Annotated in this window: 11 protein-coding genes; 7 read left to right on the top strand and 4 right to left on the bottom strand. The window is 43.6% G+C overall.

The annotated features are described in order from the left end of the window. Nucleotides 1-56: 56 nt before the first annotated feature. Nucleotides 57-1,517, bottom strand: coding sequence for an alpha-L-fucosidase (locus MKY63_RS30135; protein WP_339810896.1), 1,461 nt, complete (start codon nt 1,515-1,517; stop codon nt 57-59). Between the two features lie 120 nt (nt 1,518-1,637). Between MKY63_RS30135 and MKY63_RS30130 the strand changes: the two genes are divergently transcribed. Then, nucleotides 1,638-2,468: an AraC family transcriptional regulator gene (locus tag MKY63_RS30130; RefSeq protein WP_076143219.1), complete on the top strand. Its 831-nt coding sequence runs from the start codon at nt 1,638-1,640 to the stop codon at nt 2,466-2,468. Nucleotides 2,469-2,534: 66 nt separating this feature from the next. On the opposite strand, the gene MKY63_RS30125 is transcribed toward MKY63_RS30130, so the two are convergent. Further along, complete coding sequence (locus tag MKY63_RS30125; protein ID WP_339810894.1) at nt 2,535-5,645, bottom strand: glycoside hydrolase family 2 TIM barrel-domain containing protein; 3,111 nt, start codon at nt 5,643-5,645, stop codon at nt 2,535-2,537. Nucleotides 5,646-5,766: 121 nt separating this feature from the next. Here MKY63_RS30125 and MKY63_RS30120 point away from each other — a divergent pair, with 121 nt between their 5' ends. Together MKY63_RS30120 and MKY63_RS30115 are read left to right on the top strand one after the other, a co-directional pair. Next, the gene (locus MKY63_RS30120) at nt 5,767-6,591 is read left to right on the top strand and encodes an AraC family transcriptional regulator (protein ID WP_036689725.1); all 825 of its coding nucleotides are present in this window, start codon (nt 5,767-5,769) and stop codon (nt 6,589-6,591) included. A 166-nt stretch (nt 6,592-6,757) separates the two neighbouring features. Beyond that, nucleotides 6,758-7,663, top strand: coding sequence for a hypothetical protein (locus MKY63_RS30115; protein WP_036689727.1), 906 nt, complete (start codon nt 6,758-6,760; stop codon nt 7,661-7,663). 47 nt (nt 7,664-7,710) lie between these two features. On the opposite strand, the gene MKY63_RS30110 is transcribed toward MKY63_RS30115, so the two are convergent. Next, the gene (locus tag MKY63_RS30110) at nt 7,711-8,580 is read right to left on the bottom strand and encodes an AraC family transcriptional regulator (RefSeq protein WP_339810890.1); all 870 of its coding nucleotides are present in this window, start codon (nt 8,578-8,580) and stop codon (nt 7,711-7,713) included. A 137-nt stretch (nt 8,581-8,717) separates the two neighbouring features. On the opposite strand from MKY63_RS30110, the gene MKY63_RS30105 reads away from it, so the two are divergent. Together MKY63_RS30105 and MKY63_RS30100 are read left to right on the top strand one after the other, a co-directional pair. Further along, nucleotides 8,718-11,384, top strand: a complete 2,667-nt coding sequence (locus MKY63_RS30105) for a family 78 glycoside hydrolase catalytic domain (RefSeq protein ID WP_036689730.1) — start codon at nt 8,718-8,720, stop codon at nt 11,382-11,384. Between the two features lie 172 nt (nt 11,385-11,556). Next, a complete protein-coding gene (locus MKY63_RS30100) occupies nt 11,557-13,938 on the top strand; it encodes an alpha-L-arabinofuranosidase C-terminal domain-containing protein (RefSeq protein ID WP_036689732.1) in 2,382 nt (793 codons plus the stop codon). A gap of 72 nt (nt 13,939-14,010) precedes the next feature. Here the strand turns inward: MKY63_RS30100 and MKY63_RS30095 are convergent, their stop codons facing one another. Further along, nucleotides 14,011-15,516 (bottom strand): alpha-N-arabinofuranosidase, encoded by a 1,506-nt coding sequence (locus MKY63_RS30095; protein WP_036689733.1) that lies wholly within the window; start codon nt 15,514-15,516, stop codon nt 14,011-14,013. 150 nt (nt 15,517-15,666) lie between these two features. On the opposite strand from MKY63_RS30095, the gene MKY63_RS30090 reads away from it, so the two are divergent. Continuing rightward, a complete protein-coding gene (locus MKY63_RS30090; RefSeq protein WP_036689735.1) occupies nt 15,667-16,569 on the top strand; it encodes an ArsR family transcriptional regulator in 903 nt (300 codons plus the stop codon). Nucleotides 16,570-16,739: 170 nt separating this feature from the next. Next, nucleotides 16,740-17,747, top strand: a complete 1,008-nt coding sequence (locus MKY63_RS30085) for a LacI family DNA-binding transcriptional regulator (RefSeq protein ID WP_036689737.1) — start codon at nt 16,740-16,742, stop codon at nt 17,745-17,747. Nucleotides 17,748-17,903 lie beyond the last annotated feature (156 nt).

Raw genomic sequence — 17,903 nt, 5'->3', positions numbered from 1 at the left:
TCTGCTGGATGGGCAAGAACACTCTTTTTATAGGTTATGAAGTTCTGTAAGTGTCCCTAATCCAATTCAATCCGCAGAACAACCGGAGTCTCACTGCGAACCGAGGTTGTTTTTATAATCAGGGCTTCATCGGTTCTTTCCCATGCAGGTTGTTCCTCAAAACCTAAGATTTTGATCTGTTTAATCATCCCATGGAAGTGAGCAGAGTTTTCTTTAAGGGATTTGATTTGCACTATACCGTTGTTTGGATAGACAAGAACATTAGCGTAAAGATAACTGCCTTTTACCGTAAAGCGGATATCTTCATTGGTGAAAATCTTCGTGATCCCATCTGTAAACTGACCTTCAACGATCTCTGTAGGGCCTTCCCCGAAGGTGCGCCAGTAGGTCGTATCATAGATTGCTTCACCATTCACCTTTAGCCATTCTCCGATGCCAAGCAGAATCTCCTGATCCTGAGCTGGAATGCTGCCGTCCGCTTTAGGACCTATATTCAGCAGCAAGTTGCCGTTTTTGCTTACGATATCTACTAGATCTCTGATAATTTCTACGGCAGATTTATAATCATTTTCCGGAGTATAACACCATGAATTTTTAGCAACTGCTGTATCCGTTTGCCAGAAATAAGGTTTAAGCTCGGAGAAATGACCTCTCTCAATATCTGGGATTGCTGAGCCAAACATGAAGGCATCATGCTTATAATTGATTGCAACCGGAGTTCCCCATTCCTCTCCCTTATTGTAATAGTAAGCGGCGAACTTTTTGAGATAGGGTTTGAAGGCAGCTGTATGAATCCACCAGTCAAAGTAAAAGATTTTCGGTTGATAATTGTCTACCAGCTCGCAGCAGCGAATCAACCAATCCTCCAGAAATTCTTGATTGGGTGGGGAGCCGAATAAATCGTGATGATCGGGTTCGGGCATAGATGGCCAATAGAAATCTCCACATACAAGCGGTTCATGGATATCGGAATCAAATTCCTTGCCATGAGACAGGAAGAACCAGTGCTCAGCTCTATGGGAAGATACACAAAACTCTAATCCCTGCTGCTCAAAAGCGTCTTTCATTTCCCCGACTAAATCCCGCTTAGGACCCATCTCATATGTGTTATAGTGGGAGTAAGCGCTCTTATACATTTGAAAGCCGTCATGGTGCTCTGCAACAGGCATCACGTATTTGGCACCAGATAATTTGAAGAGACTGGCCCATTCCTCAGCATTGAAATGCTCAGCCTTGAACAAGGGGATGAAGTCTTTATAACCAAAGGTTTTATGCTCACCATAAGTAGCAAGATGATGTTCATATTCCTGCGAACCCTGGATATACATATTTCGGGGATACCACTCATTGGCGAAAGCCGGAATAGAATAAAGGCCCCAATGAATGAAAATACCAAACTTAGCGTTCTCATACCACGTAGGCACTTGAAATTGACTTAGTGAATCCCAATTGGCTTTGAAACTTCCAGTTGCGATCGTATCTTCGATTACTTTTAAATATTTGCTTTTATCCACCATTTTGCAATCATCCTTTCAAACGATTATTTCTTCTTCATTGTAGTGATTAGAGGTGGAAATCAAAATGTAGGACATTAACTTTTAGATGTACAAAACTAACCTGATAAGGCGGAGTAAGGGATGGATAACCATGTTTTGCTTACAAATTATTTATCCAATTTAAAGGTTGATTTATTTATGGCTGATTACAATCTTTGTGGCCGTGACTGGAGAGATCTTGACTACACACCTGACTATAGTAAATTTTATTTTATTTGCGATGGGGAGGGTTGGTTAAAGATTGGCGATCGAGAATATTATCCGAAGCCTGGTCAGCTTTTTTTGATGCCTGAGGGAGTTAAGCAATCTTATTCTTGCATAAGTGATCAACCCTTTGAGAAGTATTGGTGCCATTTCAGCGCGAAAGTCGGAGACATCAATCTATTCAAAATGTTAGAGCTAAGTCATGTATGCAGAGAAGTAGATCCTCATGTAATCCAAGAGATATTCAGCAGCCTAACGAGTCATATGAAATCTGATGCGGTGTATGCTCATTTATTAGCCAAAAGTAAGTTAATGGAGTTATTTTCTTATTTTATTATGAACATAGATGTAGACGAAATCACCTTTAAGAATCTGAGCTCGATCGAAAAATTAACGAAAGTATTAACGTACATAGACGCTCATATCGAGCGAAATATCACCATACACGAGCTTGCCGAGATTGCGTACATGCATCCCAACTATTTTATCCGGCTATTTAAACAGCAAATCGGAGTTCCACCCATACAGTATATCACCCGAAAAAAGATAACTAAGGCCAAGGAGCTATTGAGGGGGACGCAAAGTTCTGTCGGTGAGATTGCCCATGATCTTGGTTTTAGCGATCTCTATTATTTCTCCAAACAGTTCAAAAAAAATGTAGGTTTAAGCCCTTCGGAATTCAGACAAGGAACAGTAGCAGTGAAATAAATAAAAGAAGACCGTCCTGTGTGGTAGAAACCAACCAGAGACGGCCTTTTTTATAAGTGGAAGAGATTAGAGCAGTGAGACAGTGAAACGGAAGATGTACGGGCGATTAGCCGGCAGAGTGAACTCTTCGTGGGTTGGTGCGCCCCAGCTGTCGTCCCCGCCAACACCCATTTGCTTGTAGTTAACTCTTAGTACGCTTTTGTTCGAGACTGGCAATTTATAGACGTGGTCATGGGCTTCCAGTTCCTCAGGCTTCCAAGGCAGGGCATTAATTTCGATAGGCGTTGCACTTTCAAAATAGAACCCTGATCCATCGTTGCTCTCTGTAATAGAAGCGAATCTGACATCAGTCTTGTTGCCGCACTCTTGAGGTTTGAGATAAGGTGTGAATTGATCACTGACCTTACCAGTGTAACGTCCAAGTGGGGCTCCGGTTTGTCGATCCCAATAATTCTCATGAGGTCCGCGGCCGTACCATGACAGGGTATCAAGACTTCCATCTAGAACGAACATCATTCCGAACTCAGGGATTTCTGGCAGAACGCTGCTGCCCGGACTCAATTCTTGCGTGATCTCTAAAGTCCCGTCAGCACGAATCACATACTGGACCCGAAGCGTGGAATCCGGACTTGTAGCCAGAAGGTAGCTGGCAGAGACGAAACAGAGAGAGCCTTCGGTTCTAAATGTAAAGCTGATTAAGTGTTGTTTATGCGATGCCTGCTTCCATACTGCACACCGCTGTGGCAATTTATTACCACAATCATTATCAGTGACTGCTCTCCAGAAGTTAGCTCTTACAGGCTCAAGCAGACGTTCTTTGCCTGAGGAACGATAAGAGTTCAGAGCACCCGTAGTGGTACTAAAGCTCAGTTCGAAATTATCACCTTGTACATTCAAAACATTCTCAAGCTCGCTGACACGCAGTGGTTCTGCGATTGTCTTTGAGGTATTGGTTACAAAACGGGGTGACAGAATGAACTGTTCCCAAGCGATTTCGTGATTGGCTTCTGCCCATATAGTTGCTGAAGGCTGAATAAAGGAAAGATTCAGAACTGCTTCATGATTGCCACGCAGTGAATCCAGCTCGTAAGGAACTTTGCATGAAATGCTCTCACCTGGTGCACATGAGATCTTCAGCAAGCCTTCTTGTGCAGTTACTCCGTCTAAACGAACTTCCCATTTGAGATCGTATTCCTTTAAGTTGGTAAATAAGAAGGAATTGCGAATCTGGAAGAGTCCTTCTAGGATATTTTCAGCCGTTACTTTAATATTCTGATAACATTTTTTGACCTCAAAGAGCTTAGGAGTAACCGTACGATCAGCAAAAAGCAATCCGTTGCCACTAAAGTTGCCATCATGAGGCGATTCACCAAAGTCCCCGCCATAAGCGAGATATTCAATTCCCTCGGAGGTGTGGGTCCGAATGGCTTGATCTACCCAATCCCAAATGAATGCACCTTGAACAATATCATATTTGTCGAACAAGTCACAGTATAAGTGCAGCCCACCGCATGAATTGCCCATGGCATGACTGTATTCGCAGAGGATATAAGGCTTTTTCGGATTATTAAGCGCATATTTTTCAACATCCTGCGGTTTAATGTACATAGTAGATTCTATGTCACTTGCTGCTTCCGATTCTCTACAGTGGAAGATTCCCTCATAATGAACGGGCCGCGAAGGATCGATTTCTCTCAGGTAGTCGTGCATAGCGATAAAATTGTCGCCTCCGAAAGATTCATTGCCGAGAGAACAAATGATGACTGAAGGGTGGTTTTTATCCCTTTGCATCATGGAGTTGCAGCGGTCAATGACATTGGCCCGCCATTCCGGTTTGCTTCCAGGGACATTCCCGTCATTCAACCCTTCTTGGCTGTATGCCCAGGTGCCGTGAGTTTCCAGATTAGTTTCGTCAATCACATATAATCCGTATTCATCACATAACTCGTACCAGACAGACTGATTCGGGTAATGGGAGGTTCGAACAGCATTAATATTATGTGTTTTCATTAATTGGATGTCGCGCAGCATATCTTCTTTGGCTAAAGCACGACCTGTGTCACAAGAGAACTCGTGGCGATTGACGCCCTTAAGCACGATTCTTTTGCCGTTGATCTTCATAAGTCCGTCTCTAATCTCAAACTTGCGGAATCCAACCTTACAGCTGACCGTTTCTTGTGTATGCCCGTTGTCGTCATTTATAGACAGGACTAAGGTATAAAGATAAGGGGTTTCAGCACTCCATTTAAATGGCTGCTCAACCGGGGCAGAAAGCTTGAGTTGCTGGACGCCTTCTTGCTCAAAGGAACCAGTAGTGGAGATAGGAGTCTCCCAAACAGGCTGGTCCTCTTTATTGTAAAGCTGCATTTGCAGTGTATATGGGCTTTGCTCATTAAAGTAATTTTCCACCTGGATATCTACATTTAAATCCGCATGTACGAAGTTTTCATCCAGGTCGGTGTGGACGAAGTAATCAGCAATATGAACGGAAGGCGCCGAATAAAGATAGACTTCCCGAAAAATACCGCTAAGGCGCCAGAAATCCTGATCCTCTAGCCAGCTGGCATCACACCAACGATAAACCTCGACAGCTAGTTTGTTGTCCCCTGCAACTAAATATGGGGTGATATCGAACTCTGATGGAGTAAATGTATCTTCACAGTACCCGACAAGTTCACCGTTTACCCAGACGTAGAAAGCGGATTCAACACCCTGAAAGCTTAGGTACACCGGTTGACCATTCCAAGACTCAGGTACAGTAAAGGTTCGTAGATAAGAGCCTACTGGATTATATTTTGTTGGGGCAAAGGGGGGGTTAAGCTCTGGCTCGGATTCCGCCCAAGGATACCGGAGATTTGTATATTGTGGATAGTCGTAACCTTGGAACTGCCAGTGGGACGGTACAGGAATTGTATCCCAAGTACTGCAATCGAAATCGGCTTTATAGAAATCCACAATTCGTTGATCCGGTGTTTCGGAAAAAGCGAATTTCCAAAGCCCATTGAGGGTTTGGTAGAAAGGTGAGATTTCTTTATCGTTAGTTAGCGCTTGGGATAAACTACGGTAAGGGATCATGGAGGCATGTGCATCCAATCGATTTAATTCAAAAGTCTCTGGGTTGTTATTCCATTCCGGATAACCGTTAGCAGGTGGCTGGTAGACAAACTTTGCTCGCATGAGTTGATCTCCTTTATAATCATTGTAATGTTATTATATTCATATTATAAGTTGAAGTAATGTTAGGATAAATAAAAGAATTTTAGTCCCGGATAACAAAATATGAAACGAGGACTTTTTTATGGAGAGCAAAATTATTTTTTGCCAAACAGAAGATGTAAGCATGCTGCCGCTTTATGCTACAACCCTTGGATTTTGGGAGCACCAGCCAGAAACTATACGTCCTGCAGGCTTTCCAGACTATCAAATACATCAGATTCACGAAGGTAAGGGTGAGCTTATCATTCATGAGAGCCGATATCTCGTGGGTCCAGGGGATGTGTTCTTTTTGTTCCCGGATATTCCTCATTCGTATGCCCCTATCAGTGGGAAGGAGTGGAAGGTATCATGGGTCTCGTTCAATGGCAGAGAGGTTGGTCAAATGCTGCTCTATGCGGGCATCCGCGAGTCTGGTCCTGCTAGATTAAAAGAAGATCAATGGCTCAATCCTCTAAAGCAAATCCTTATGCTGCCAGATAGCAATGAGCTGGAAACCAATTTAGCACGATCAAAACATCTTTACGCATTGCTTCTGGATTTAAAAAGAAAGCTAGTATCGCCTCTGAATGAGGCACATGAATTGGAGCGAATCAAACCGGTGCTGCGTTATATAGAGAGCAATCTGCATAGGACGCTTCCTTTAAAGGAGCTGGCGGAGATTATTTCTGTATCGCCACAGTATTTATGCAGGCTTTTTCAAAAAACAATTCATGATCGACCTGTAACCTATATCAATAAGCAACGTATCAATTTGAGTAAACAGCTTATGTTTAATGGACGCGATAAAAAAATGTATGAAATTGCCCAGCTAGTGGGCTTTGATAATGCTAGTTACTTTTGTTTGGTGTTTAAAAGATTGACAGGGATGAGTCCTGAGCAATTTAAGCAGCTGCATGGTTTGGATTAGATAAACGCTTACTTGTTACCGTCTAGCACAACATGATATAGTTTACTTGAGTTCCTTCGATGTTTTTTTACTGCTTAGCCCATACTTTTACTGCCACAAGAATTCAATACATAGAACCAAATTAACGATCTGAAATGACGAAAAGCATCAGGAAGGAGACATCATTTTGAATGAGAAGCTAAAGCAAGCCTATGAGCGTTTGAACTTGCCTGAAGACGTTACCCGGGAGGAATTGAACAAAAGGTTAGATATTCATTTGAAACGCCGTCGATCGAATTCGACTGAAGATGAGGTCGCAGCTTATGAAGAGGAATTCCGCGCTTACAAAACCATCCTAGATGGCTTGGATCAGAAGGAGATTCAGGAAGCGGAGGACAAGCGCCTGGAGAAGTGGGGAGCCATGTCCGGAGTAGCACGTAAATCGGAGAATTTCTTTCGGCTCTACAAAACGCACACTATTATTTCTATTATCGTGCTGCTGGTGGTTATCTTTGGGGGGAAAGCGCTCTATGATCAGTGGCAGGAAAGAAAATATGAAGCTACGCTCCCACCGGTAGATGTTCGAATCATGTTCCTAGGCAACTATGAATCTCAGGACTCGTCAGGTAAGAATGAAGAGCTAAAACAAGAGATTATCAAACGTTACCCGACCTGGAAGAGAGTGGAGGCAGAAATCGTTTATCTACCCTCAACAGGTGGGACGGACGGTGGAGTCTTGGATATGAGCTATATGCAGCGGGCTATGGCGATGCTGGCAGCCGACCATCCGGATATCCTGATTATGGATGATGCTACTTTTGAATGGATTGGCCAGCAGTCGGGACTGCAAAATCTGGAGTCGTTTATTAAATCCGCAGGACTTCCTCTGGACGATAACCGTTTGAAACGTATGACTAACCCGGAGAGTGGTCAAGAGCTGATTACTGGCATAGATATCACAGATACGGATTTTGCTACAGAACTCCCTATCCATTCTAACCAGATGATCATCGGAACGTTAGGGCAAGATGACAGTAAGACTAAATCAACTGATTTTGTTGAGTTTTTACTTAAACAGATCACTAATCAATAAATTAATAGGGCCGATGTTGTATGGATGTTCATACGACATCGGCTTTTTTATGATCTGTAGAGCTTGCGGTACGCGATGGGTGTCTGGCCGACTATTTTTTTGAATACAGCGTTAAAGGAGTCGATGTCACGGTAACCAACTAACTCGGCAATCGTATTAATTTTATGTCCAGAAGTACGCAGCAATTCACAGCTTTTATGCATTTGCAGATTCTTCAAGTAGGTCCCAAAGGACTGGCCAGTATGCTTGTGGAACATGCGCTGAAGATGCCTGCTGCTCCACTGTGAAATACGGGCTAATTCGGCAAGTGTAATCTTTTCCGACAGATTATGCTCTAGGTATTGAATGACTTGCGTGAAGTCTGCCATATCCATCGTAGATTTGTCATCTTCTCCGTATTTTTGCCTGTACACTGCTATGATTAATTGACTTAAGAGGGTGTAAAGCATTGTTTTGGAGCCCATACCGGATACCGACATTTCATGATATAAATTCAGCATTAAGCGCTCAATAGAGCCATCTCGATCTGAGACGGAAAAGTAAGATGAGCTGCTACTCCCAAGAGTGGCTAGGTGCTCCCGGATAGATGGCTCTTGAAGGACGATATTTAATTGCTCCACCATTTGCATATCAAAAAGGCAGTTATAGACGATCAGGCGATTCCCTAAAGTATCAGAAGATGCTGGACGGAACACATGGGGGGCACCTACAGGAATCACGAACAGCATTCCTTTTCTAACGGGAAAGATCTCATTTTCAAGGTGATGAAAACCTCTTCCTTCAGCTACATAGCAATACTCAATAAATTCATGAGCATGAAAAGGGGCGTGGAAGTTCTCTGAATAGCGGTTAACGAGCAGATGCAGATCGTTTTGAAAAAAGATTTCATTTTTGAACAACTCGGTGGTTCGTTGCATATTGAATTCCCCCTTCCAGATTCATGGCATGATTGCAGGGGTATGATGTCCTTTTTACCGGGTGATGAAAGCGGTAACGCAGCTATAATTATAGGGCAAAGACTAATTTGTCGCTATAGAAGGAGGTTTTTATCTATATGTTCGGCATTACTAAGCTTCGTTGTGAGTACAAAGAAAATCCGCTAGGAATTGATGTGATCAGACCTAGAATCAGTTGGCAGTTAGTTTCAGATGACAGGGACTGCATGCAGTCTGCTTATCAAATTCAAGTGGCTGAGAATATGCTTTTTCAAGGCAAGCTATGGGATACAGAGGAAGTAAAGTCTTCTCAATCGATCCATGTTGAGCTTGAAGGTCTGCTGCTGGAAGCTCGCACGCGTTATTATTATCGGGTTCGGGCATGGAATCAGAATGCAACAGACTCGGGTTGGTCTGAGGTTGCATTTTTTGAAACCGGAATATTAGATGCAGGGAATTGGCAGGCGGAGTGGATCAGCGCTCCTACAGCCTCTTTTTCACAAGATTCTGAGATTTGCCCACAGCTTCGTACATTCGTGGATGTAAAAGGTCCAGTGGAAAGTGCAAGGATTTATGTTACTGCTTTGGGCTTGTATGAACTGCAGCTGAACGGAAGTCGGGTGGGAGATCATTATTTTACTCCAGGCTGGACCAGTTACAGTAAACGGCTGCAATATCAAACTTATGATGTCACAAAGCTTCTGCATGAAGGTGCGAATGCGTTAGGCGCACTGTTAGGCAATGGCTGGTACAGAGGGTATTTGGGCTGGGATAATCAAAAGGAGATTTATGGATCAAAGACTTCACTTCTGCTGGAGCTTCATATCCGGTACGCAGACGGTTCAAATGAGCTTATTAGCTCAGATCAGAATTGGCAGGCTGCAAAAAGCGCAATTATGATGTCTGAAATTTATAATGGTGAAACCTATGATGCTCGGCTGGAGCTGGATATCACCGATCCTTCATCAGAAGGTTGGCATCCAGTGGAGATTATTAACTATTCCAAAGCGATTATCGTTGCCCAGGAAAATGTGCCAGTGACACAAGTTGAAACCTTGAAGCCGATTGCACTGCTGACTACCCCGCAGGGAGATAGAGTGCTGGACATGGGCCAGAACATGGTAGGGTGGTTAAAATTTAATGTGAAAGGTCAATCTGGTCAGGCGGTAGAACTTCAGCATGCTGAAATATTAGACCGGGACGGAAATTTCTACACGGAGAATATGCGTAAAGCGAAACAGTGCATCCGCTATACTCTGAAAGGTGGAGAGCAAGAGACGTATGAACCACACTTCACTTTCCAAGGTTTTCGGTATGTGAAGCTTAGTGGGTTCTCAGCAGATCTTCAACTAGAGGATTTCACAGGAATTGTGATGCACTCCAATATGGAACGTACGGGTGATTTTCAGTGCTCAGATCCACTTGTGAATCAACTGCATCACAATATCCTGTGGGGGCAAAAAGGGAATTTCCTCGATGTGCCCACTGATTGTCCACAGCGTGATGAGCGGCTCGGCTGGACGGGGGATGCTCAGATGTTTGTCCGCACAGCCTCTTATTTGATGAATACGGCACCATTCTTTACGAAATGGCTGCGGGATTTGAAGGCAGACCAAACCCCTGAGGGCGGCATTCCGTTTTTTATTCCAGAGCTGAGAGCAGCTCCTCCTGGCGGTGGAGATACTAACCATTCTTCTGCGGCCTGGGGAGATGCAGCTACGATCTGTCCATGGACAATCTATGAAATGTATGGCGACAAAAGGCTGCTTGCAGAGCAATACGAGAGCATGAAGCAATGGATTTCTTATATTTATGCACAGGGAAGCAATCCCTATCTATGGAATACTGGGTTTCATTTCGGCGATTGGTTGGCGCTTGATTCCAAGCCAGACAGCTATGTAGGGGCTACAGATCGGGATTATGTCGCCACCGCTTTTTATGCCTATTCTGTTTCTCTGACTTTGAAAGCGGCAATAGCCTTAGAAAAATCGGAGGACGTGGACTATTATAGTGAGCTGCACGCCAAAATTATAAAAGCATTCAGTGATGAGTTCATAACACCTGCGGGAAGGTTATCCGTCTCTACACAGACTGCACAGATATTAGCCTTACGTTTCGATCTTGTAGAAGGGGTCGCCAAAGAACGTGCAATTCAGAAGCTCACTGAGCTGCTTGCTGAAGCTAAGGATCATCTGACTACTGGATTCGTGGGCACACCTTATCTGAATCCTGTGCTCAGCGAGATTGGAAATAACGAACTCGCGTATAAGCTTCTTTTTCAAAAGGATTATCCATCCTGGCTGTATCAGGTGACGAAAGGTGCGACGACGATTTGGGAGCATTGGGATGGGATCAAGGAGGACGGCAGCTTCTGGAGTGCAGATATGAATTCTTTCAATCATTACGCCTATGGCGCAATAGGTGAATGGTTGTATCGTTACGTTGCAGGAATTGGAACAGATGAGTTGGAGCCTGGCTTCAAAATCGTTCATATCAAGCCACAGCCAGGCCCCGGTCTGGATTATGCAGAAGCTAGTCTTGAAACCATGTACGGAAAAGTGGAGTCAGCGTGGCGGCGATCAGAGGATAATGGAATGGTGATCCACGTTACGATTCCTGCCAATACCAACGGTATTGTCGTTCTGCCTGGAGCCAATCAACTAGGGTTATTAGAAAATGGAGTTCCTGTAGAGCAGTCCAGAGGCGTGCACAGCATCAGCTTGGTCGATAACGGAGTGAGACTCGAAATAGGTTCGGGCAGCTATCAATTTACGTATTCTTTATAACCTATACTAGGGGGCTTCCTAGTGTGAACTGACATCGAGGGGTATTCGGTGTCAGTTTTTCGTTTTCGAATTGACGAATGTAGAGAGGAGTTATTATAATGATTTATATTGATATGAACTAAGTAATATAAATATAAATCAAATTGGAATTCACAAGGAGGAAGACAAAAGAATGAAAACAGAAGGAAAATTGACGATACATACGCAGCAGCGGGGGGCGGAGTTAGGCGATCTATTCGGTATTTTCTTCGAGGATTTGAATCATGCGGCCGATGGTGGGCTTTACGCTGAGCTAGTTCAGAACCGATCTTTTGAATTCGACCCGATTGACCGGGCAGATTATCATGCGCTGATGGCTTGGGAGCCTGTAGAACGTGGAGATGGAAAGGTGAATATCTCTGTAGAAGACAGCAAGCCCTTAAATGATCGTAACCAACATTATGTTGCCATCGATATTGTGGCTGAAGGTGACGGCGTTGGCCTGATGAATCTAGGCTTTAACAGTGGTATTCCGGTAAAAGAAGGCGAGAATTATAACTTCTCGGTGTATGCCCGCCGGGAGACAAGCTTTGATGTGCCGCTTACCGTAAACATCGAAAGCACAGACGGCACCATTCTTGGTGAAGTGGAAATAGCCGTTAGCAGCTCGGAATGGAACCGATATGAAGCCGTTATCACAGCTAATAGCACTGACACAAGCAGTCGTCTTGTAATCGTTACCAAAGGTAGCGGGAAGGTATATCTGGATATGGTTTCTCTGTTTCCTGAGAAGACCTTTAAGAATAGACCCGGAGGCATGCGTGAAGATATTTCGCTGCTGCTCGCTGATTTAAAACCTAAATTTATGCGGTTCCCAGGAGGATGTCTGGTGCATGACGGTTCCTTGGATCCAGATGACAGAGACTCCATGTACAGATGGAAGAATACGATTGGGGATGTTGCACAAAGACCGGCAAGACGCAATAACTGGTCATATAATCAGACGCTTGGGTTAGGTTATTATGAATATTTTCAGTTCTGTGAGGATATTGGAGCTAAGCCGATCCCCGTTCTTCCGGGCGGCTATGACCCGCATCATAAACGGATGGTCCCGCTGGATGAATTAACGCCTTGGATTGAGGATGCTTTGGATTTAATTGAATTCGCCAAGGGGGATTCTTCCACGAAGTGGGGAGGCATTCGTGCAGAACTGGGTCACCCCGAGCCTTTTGGGCTGGAGTATGTCGGCATTGGGAACGAAGAGGTAGGTACACCCTTTTTCGAGAGATATCCTTACTTTCATCAAGCCATCAAAGCAAAATATCCGGAAATCAAGGTCATTAATTCTAGTGGCCCGTTCTCTGCCGGCCAGGAATATGAACGGGGCTGGACGTCGGCAAAAGAGAATAAGTCTGACCTCGTAGACGAGCATTATTACTGTACACCTGAATGGTTCCTGGCTAATCATCATCGTTATGATGACTTCAAAGCGGATGAGCCAAAGGTATTCCTCGGTGAATATGCTTCATGGGGCAATACCTATTACAATGCATTAGTAGAAGCAGCATTTATGACAGGTCTGCAAAATAATGCTCATGCCGTTGGCTTAGCTTGTTATGCTCCAATGCTCTGTAATGTGGATTATATCAACTGGAAGCCGGACCTGATCTGGTTCAATAATCATGAAGTGTACGGAACGGCAAACTATTATGTGCAAAAGCTATTCATGAACCATCAGGGAGATCATTTGCTGAAGATGGAAGCAGATGGCTTCACGGCAACGAAGGAAAGCAGAAAGGAAGCGATCACTGGAGCCGTCAGTTTCGGTGTGGATGCCTCTGCTGCTCGTTTCTCCGAGATCACATTAGTCAACAATCTTACGGGAGAAGTGAAGACGTATTCTGACTTATCAGAGGAGGTTTCAAATCTGCCTGACCCTGCTCAGAACAGAACGGCTAAACGGACACTAGAGCTTGGTGAGACAGAGTGGGAAAACTATACTTTGCATTTTAAGGCTACACGAACCGCAGGGAATAAAGGGTTTATCTTCTATTTTGGTAAAGCAGATGATCAGAATCATTTGTACTGGGAGCTTGGTGGCTGGCAGAATCAGGATTCGATTGTGGCCTCAATTATCAACGGAAGAAATTCTGTTCTGACGCATGCTATGTTTACTGTTGAAACAGACGTAGAATACGATCTTAAGCTAGAAGTAGTGGGCAGACATATCCGTACTTTTATTAACGGAGAACTGGTGAATGAGACAGAAGATAAACTTCCGGTCATTGAACCGCTGTATTACACGGCAAGTGTGGAAGATTTAACGGGGGATATTATCCTCAAGACAGTAAATGTACAAGAGAACAGTGTTTCTGCAGAGGTTGTACTGGAATCTTTGGTAAAAGAAGCACTGACCATCGAAGTCTATGAAATGTCGGGATACCAGCTTGAGGACGAAAATAACTTTGAGAATAAGCAGCGGGTCTCTCCGAAACAAACCAGCTTTAAGACAGAAGGAAGCAGCTATACTTATGAATTTCCGAAGCAATCGGTGACAATTTTCAGAATAAAATAACGAAGACGCCCCCATGAATCTCTGGCTTATTAAAGATTCATGGGGGCGTTTCTATGACTATTACAAGTTAACTTAGCCGTTCACACGCAGTCGAATCACATTCCAGGAAGCTTTTGCGAGAAGGGCTTTTACATGTCCACCCTCAACAATGGCTTTGCCTTGGCTAGGCATCACATTATGTGGATTGGATTTGGTATTTACAGCTTTAATATCTTCATGTTCCAGTACAATATGCTCAATAATGTTTACGGAACTGAAGCTGCGCAGATCCACGTCGAGCTCTAGTCCTTCGGATAAATGGCGGTTTACAGCGAAGACGGTTACTTCATTCAGCTCCTCGTTGTATACACTAATGGCTTCCAAATAAGGCACATCAGTGAAATCTTTGGAATCGTATTTAGGGCTGGAAATCAGCGGGTGAAGTACGGTTCCACGACCATAAAGGGAAGCATGCAGGTACGGATAATAAGTAGTCTGCAGCCAAAGCGGTCCGCCATTTTCAGTCATAATTGGGGCGATAACATTGATCAGCTGCGCTAAGCAGGCCATTTTCACACGATCAGCATGCTTCAATAATGAAATAAGACAGCAGCCCACAACAAGTGCATCTTCAAGTGTGTACACATCTTCGAATTCTGGCGGTGCGATCTGCCAGTGTTGTTCGGCACGGCTGCTGCCTTGTGATTTCCATACATTCCATTCATCGAGCGACAGATTTATTTTCTTTTTGCTCTTTTTCTTCGCTTGAACATAATCACAGGTGGCAGCCACACTGCTGATGAAATGATCCAAATCCATGGAGCGGGCTAGGAAGTTAGGCGTGTCGTCATTGTTGTTATTGTAGTACGTATGCAGTGATAAATAATCCACATTATCATAAGAAAGATCAAGCACGGTAGCTTCCCACTCGGCAAAAGTGTCCATACCGCTGCCGGAGCTGCCACAAGCCACAAGCTCAAGCGTTGGATCGACCCAGCGCATAGCTTTTGCAGTTTCGTTCGCTAACCGGCCATATTCGACCGCGGTTTTAGCTCCAATCTGCCACGGACCATCCATTTCATTTCCGAGGCACCAGGTCTTAAAAGCGTGGGGCTCTTTATACCCATGAGAGATCCGCAGGTCACTGTAGTAGGAACCGGAAGGATGATTGCAGTACTCTACTAGATTTCTAGCTGCATCGATGCCGCGTGTTCCAAGGTTAACTGCCATCATGACTTCGCTGCCTACGAGCTTAGCCCAATCTGCAAATTCGTTGGTACCCACTTGATTGGTTTCTGTGGTCCACCAAGCTAATTCAAGAGATTGCTTGCGTTCATGCTTGGGTCCAACCCCATCTTCCCAATTGTAACCGGATACAAAGTTTCCTCCAGGATAACGGATGATAGGAACGTTTAGGGCACGAATAGCTTCGATGGCATCGTTCCGAAAACCATTCTGATCCGCAGTAGGGTGACCCGGGTCATAAATCCCACCGTAAACTGCTCTTCCTAAATGTTCGATAAATGAGCCGTAGATCCGCGGGTCTACTTCAGCTAGTCTGAAATCTTTGTCAATAATCATTGTCGATTTAATCGGCATGAGTGTACAGCTCCCTCTAGTTGAATTAATGATTTCACTAATTAAGTAATTGTTTTATGATTACATGATACTGATTTTAGCTTATAATAAGCAATGAATTAATTTAGGATTCGTTAAAATACTAATTCAATAAGCATAGGAGACGTTGAAATGTACTTAACCACAGATTCTGAATCCTTGCAGGTGTATGAAGCACTGGCAAGTGAAGTTAGGCTGCGAATTATTGAACTTCTGGACCGCAGAGAGATGCACATCAAAGAGCTGGCAGCGGAGCTCTATCTTAGTAGTGCAATTGTTAGTACTCATGTAGCAAAGCTGCAAAAAGCAGGCCTGATCAGTTCTAAAATGAGACGAGTAAATGGAGGGACCTATAAATATTGTTCTTTGTCTGCGAATTACCTGCAGATTAAATTATCGGGCTCCCGTGGAGTTGCCAGAAAGGTGGTTGAGGTGTCTATCCCTGTAGGGCAATATACCGATATTCAGGCTTCACCTACCTGCGGGATTGCTACTACTGAGAAACTGATCGGCTATTATGATGATCCACGTTATTTTCTGGACCCGGAACGGGTGAATGCCGGCATTGTATGGTTTGCGAAAGGTTCTATCGAGTACAAGATTCCAAATTATCTATTTCAAGATCAAGTGGTGCAAGAGATTGAGATTTCACTGGAAATAGGTTCCGAAGCTCCACATGTAAATGAGAAGTGGCCGTCGGATATCGGCTTTATGATGAATGGACAGGATTTAGGGAAATGGACCAGTCCGGGCGACTTTGGCCTCACTAGAGGACGATTAAATCCCATTTGGTGGCGTTCGGATGTTAACCAATATGGTTTGCTTAAGGTTCTGCGGATTAATGCAGGTGGAACCTTTGTGGATGGGCAGCAAATCTCAGATATTACCTTGGAGGATGTACGAGTAGAGCAGGATCAGTGGACCTTTCGTTTAACGGCAGAGAATAGCGGACGGAGAAGAGGCGGACTAACCATATATGGCCGTGGATTTGGGAACTACGAGCAAGACATTATGTTTAGAGTGTATTACGAATGATTTCGAGTTTGCAGGTAAAGTGTTTATAAGATTCTGTAGAAAATTTAAGCTTGTGTACCAATTATTACCTCTGATAAAATAAATATAAAAAATATATTGTAATGAAAACGTTTTTATGTTAATTTAAATCTATAAAAACGTTTTTATTCGTAAAGGAAGATTGAATCATTATGGAAAAGGTAACGATCAAAGATGTTGCCAGAGAGGCTGGAGTCTCCATTTCTACGGTTTCCAACGCGCTAAATGACGTAGATGTATTGAACCCGGAGACCAAATCACATGTTCTTAAGGTTGCGAAGCGATTAAATTATGTTCCTAACCTAAACGGTAAGCTCCTAAGGAACGGAAAAACCAAAATGCTGGGTTTTTTCACAACAAGTGTGTCGGGTCCATACTTCTATAAACTGGTCGAGTCCATGTCGCGTGAATGTGATCGACTAGGTTACGGGCTGAATGTATTTGTTACCAAGGATAAACAAGTGATTATGAGCAATATTCTAGGCCGGCGAGTGGATGGTGTCATTATCTACGAGGAGCTGAGAATAGACGAAGAAGAAATTGCTGCAATGGTGAAAGACAAGATTAAGGCTGTATTTTTAGATCGACCGCTTAAGAACGACACGATGGGAAGCGTGATTTTTGATTCCTTTGAAGCGGGGTTTGAAGCGACCAAATATTTAATCAGTCTAGGGCATAAAAAGATTGCTTACATATCTGGTGTGGATGAGATGTACGACAGTGTTCAGCGGAGAGAAGGATACTTAGCTGCTTTGCGTCAGTATCAGCTACCCACTCATGAAGAGTATATTATACAAGGATATTTTGAAGAAGAAAGCACTTACAACGCTATAAAATCTTTTCTTCATTATAGTCCTGATAAAATACCTGATGCCTTCTTGGCAGGGAACGACTTGAGTGCGATTGGATGTATTCAAGCTTTGAAATCGCATGGATACGAAGTTCCGCTAGATGTTAGCGTTATGGGGTTTGATGATATTGATATTGCGCAGTATTTCTCACCACCTTTAACTACGGTAAGAAATCAAATTGCTAGACAAGGTATTTTGGCTATTAATCACCTAGTTCGCATGATCCAGAAGAAGGAACAGGGCGAGATGATGAAATTGGCAGGTGAATTAGTCGTAAGAGGTTCTAGTCAAGTAAAGATTGGTCGGTAAGAACACATATATGTAATGGGTTCAAGATTTTACCCGATCATTTTTTATAATTTTGTTGTTTTGGGAGGGTTTTTTTTTCAAAAAAATAAAAACGTTTTTATTGTGTGGGGATCATGATTTGGAGGGGAGAAGAAAAAGTGGATAAATTAGCCGTAG

The organism is Paenibacillus sp. FSL R7-0189, from assembly GCF_037969925.1.
GTDB classification, from domain to species: domain Bacteria; phylum Bacillota; class Bacilli; order Paenibacillales; family Paenibacillaceae; genus Paenibacillus_AQ; species Paenibacillus_AQ odorifer.
This window is presented reverse-complemented; position numbering and strand designations above follow the sequence as displayed.

Excerpts from the sequence above, each read along its gene's own strand:
- MKY63_RS30090 (WP_036689735.1), top strand. The coding sequence starts at position 15,667 with ATGTACTTAACCACAGATTCTGAATCCTTGCAGGTGTATGAAGCACTG.
- MKY63_RS30110 (WP_339810890.1), bottom strand. The coding sequence starts at position 8,580 with ATGCAACGAACCACCGAGTTGTTCAAAAATGAAATCTTTTTTCAAAAC.
- MKY63_RS30130 (WP_076143219.1), top strand. The coding sequence starts at position 1,638 with ATGGATAACCATGTTTTGCTTACAAATTATTTATCCAATTTAAAGGTT.
- MKY63_RS30120 (WP_036689725.1), top strand. The coding sequence starts at position 5,767 with ATGGAGAGCAAAATTATTTTTTGCCAAACAGAAGATGTAAGCATGCTG.
- MKY63_RS30095 (WP_036689733.1), bottom strand. The coding sequence starts at position 15,516 with ATGCCGATTAAATCGACAATGATTATTGACAAAGATTTCAGACTAGCT.
- MKY63_RS30100 (WP_036689732.1), top strand. The coding sequence starts at position 11,557 with ATGAAAACAGAAGGAAAATTGACGATACATACGCAGCAGCGGGGGGCG.
- MKY63_RS30125 (WP_339810894.1), bottom strand. The coding sequence starts at position 5,645 with ATGCGAGCAAAGTTTGTCTACCAGCCACCTGCTAACGGTTATCCGGAA.
- MKY63_RS30085 (WP_036689737.1), top strand. The coding sequence starts at position 16,740 with ATGGAAAAGGTAACGATCAAAGATGTTGCCAGAGAGGCTGGAGTCTCC.
- MKY63_RS30135 (WP_339810896.1), bottom strand. The coding sequence starts at position 1,517 with ATGGTGGATAAAAGCAAATATTTAAAAGTAATCGAAGATACGATCGCA.
- MKY63_RS30105 (WP_036689730.1), top strand. The coding sequence starts at position 8,718 with ATGTTCGGCATTACTAAGCTTCGTTGTGAGTACAAAGAAAATCCGCTA.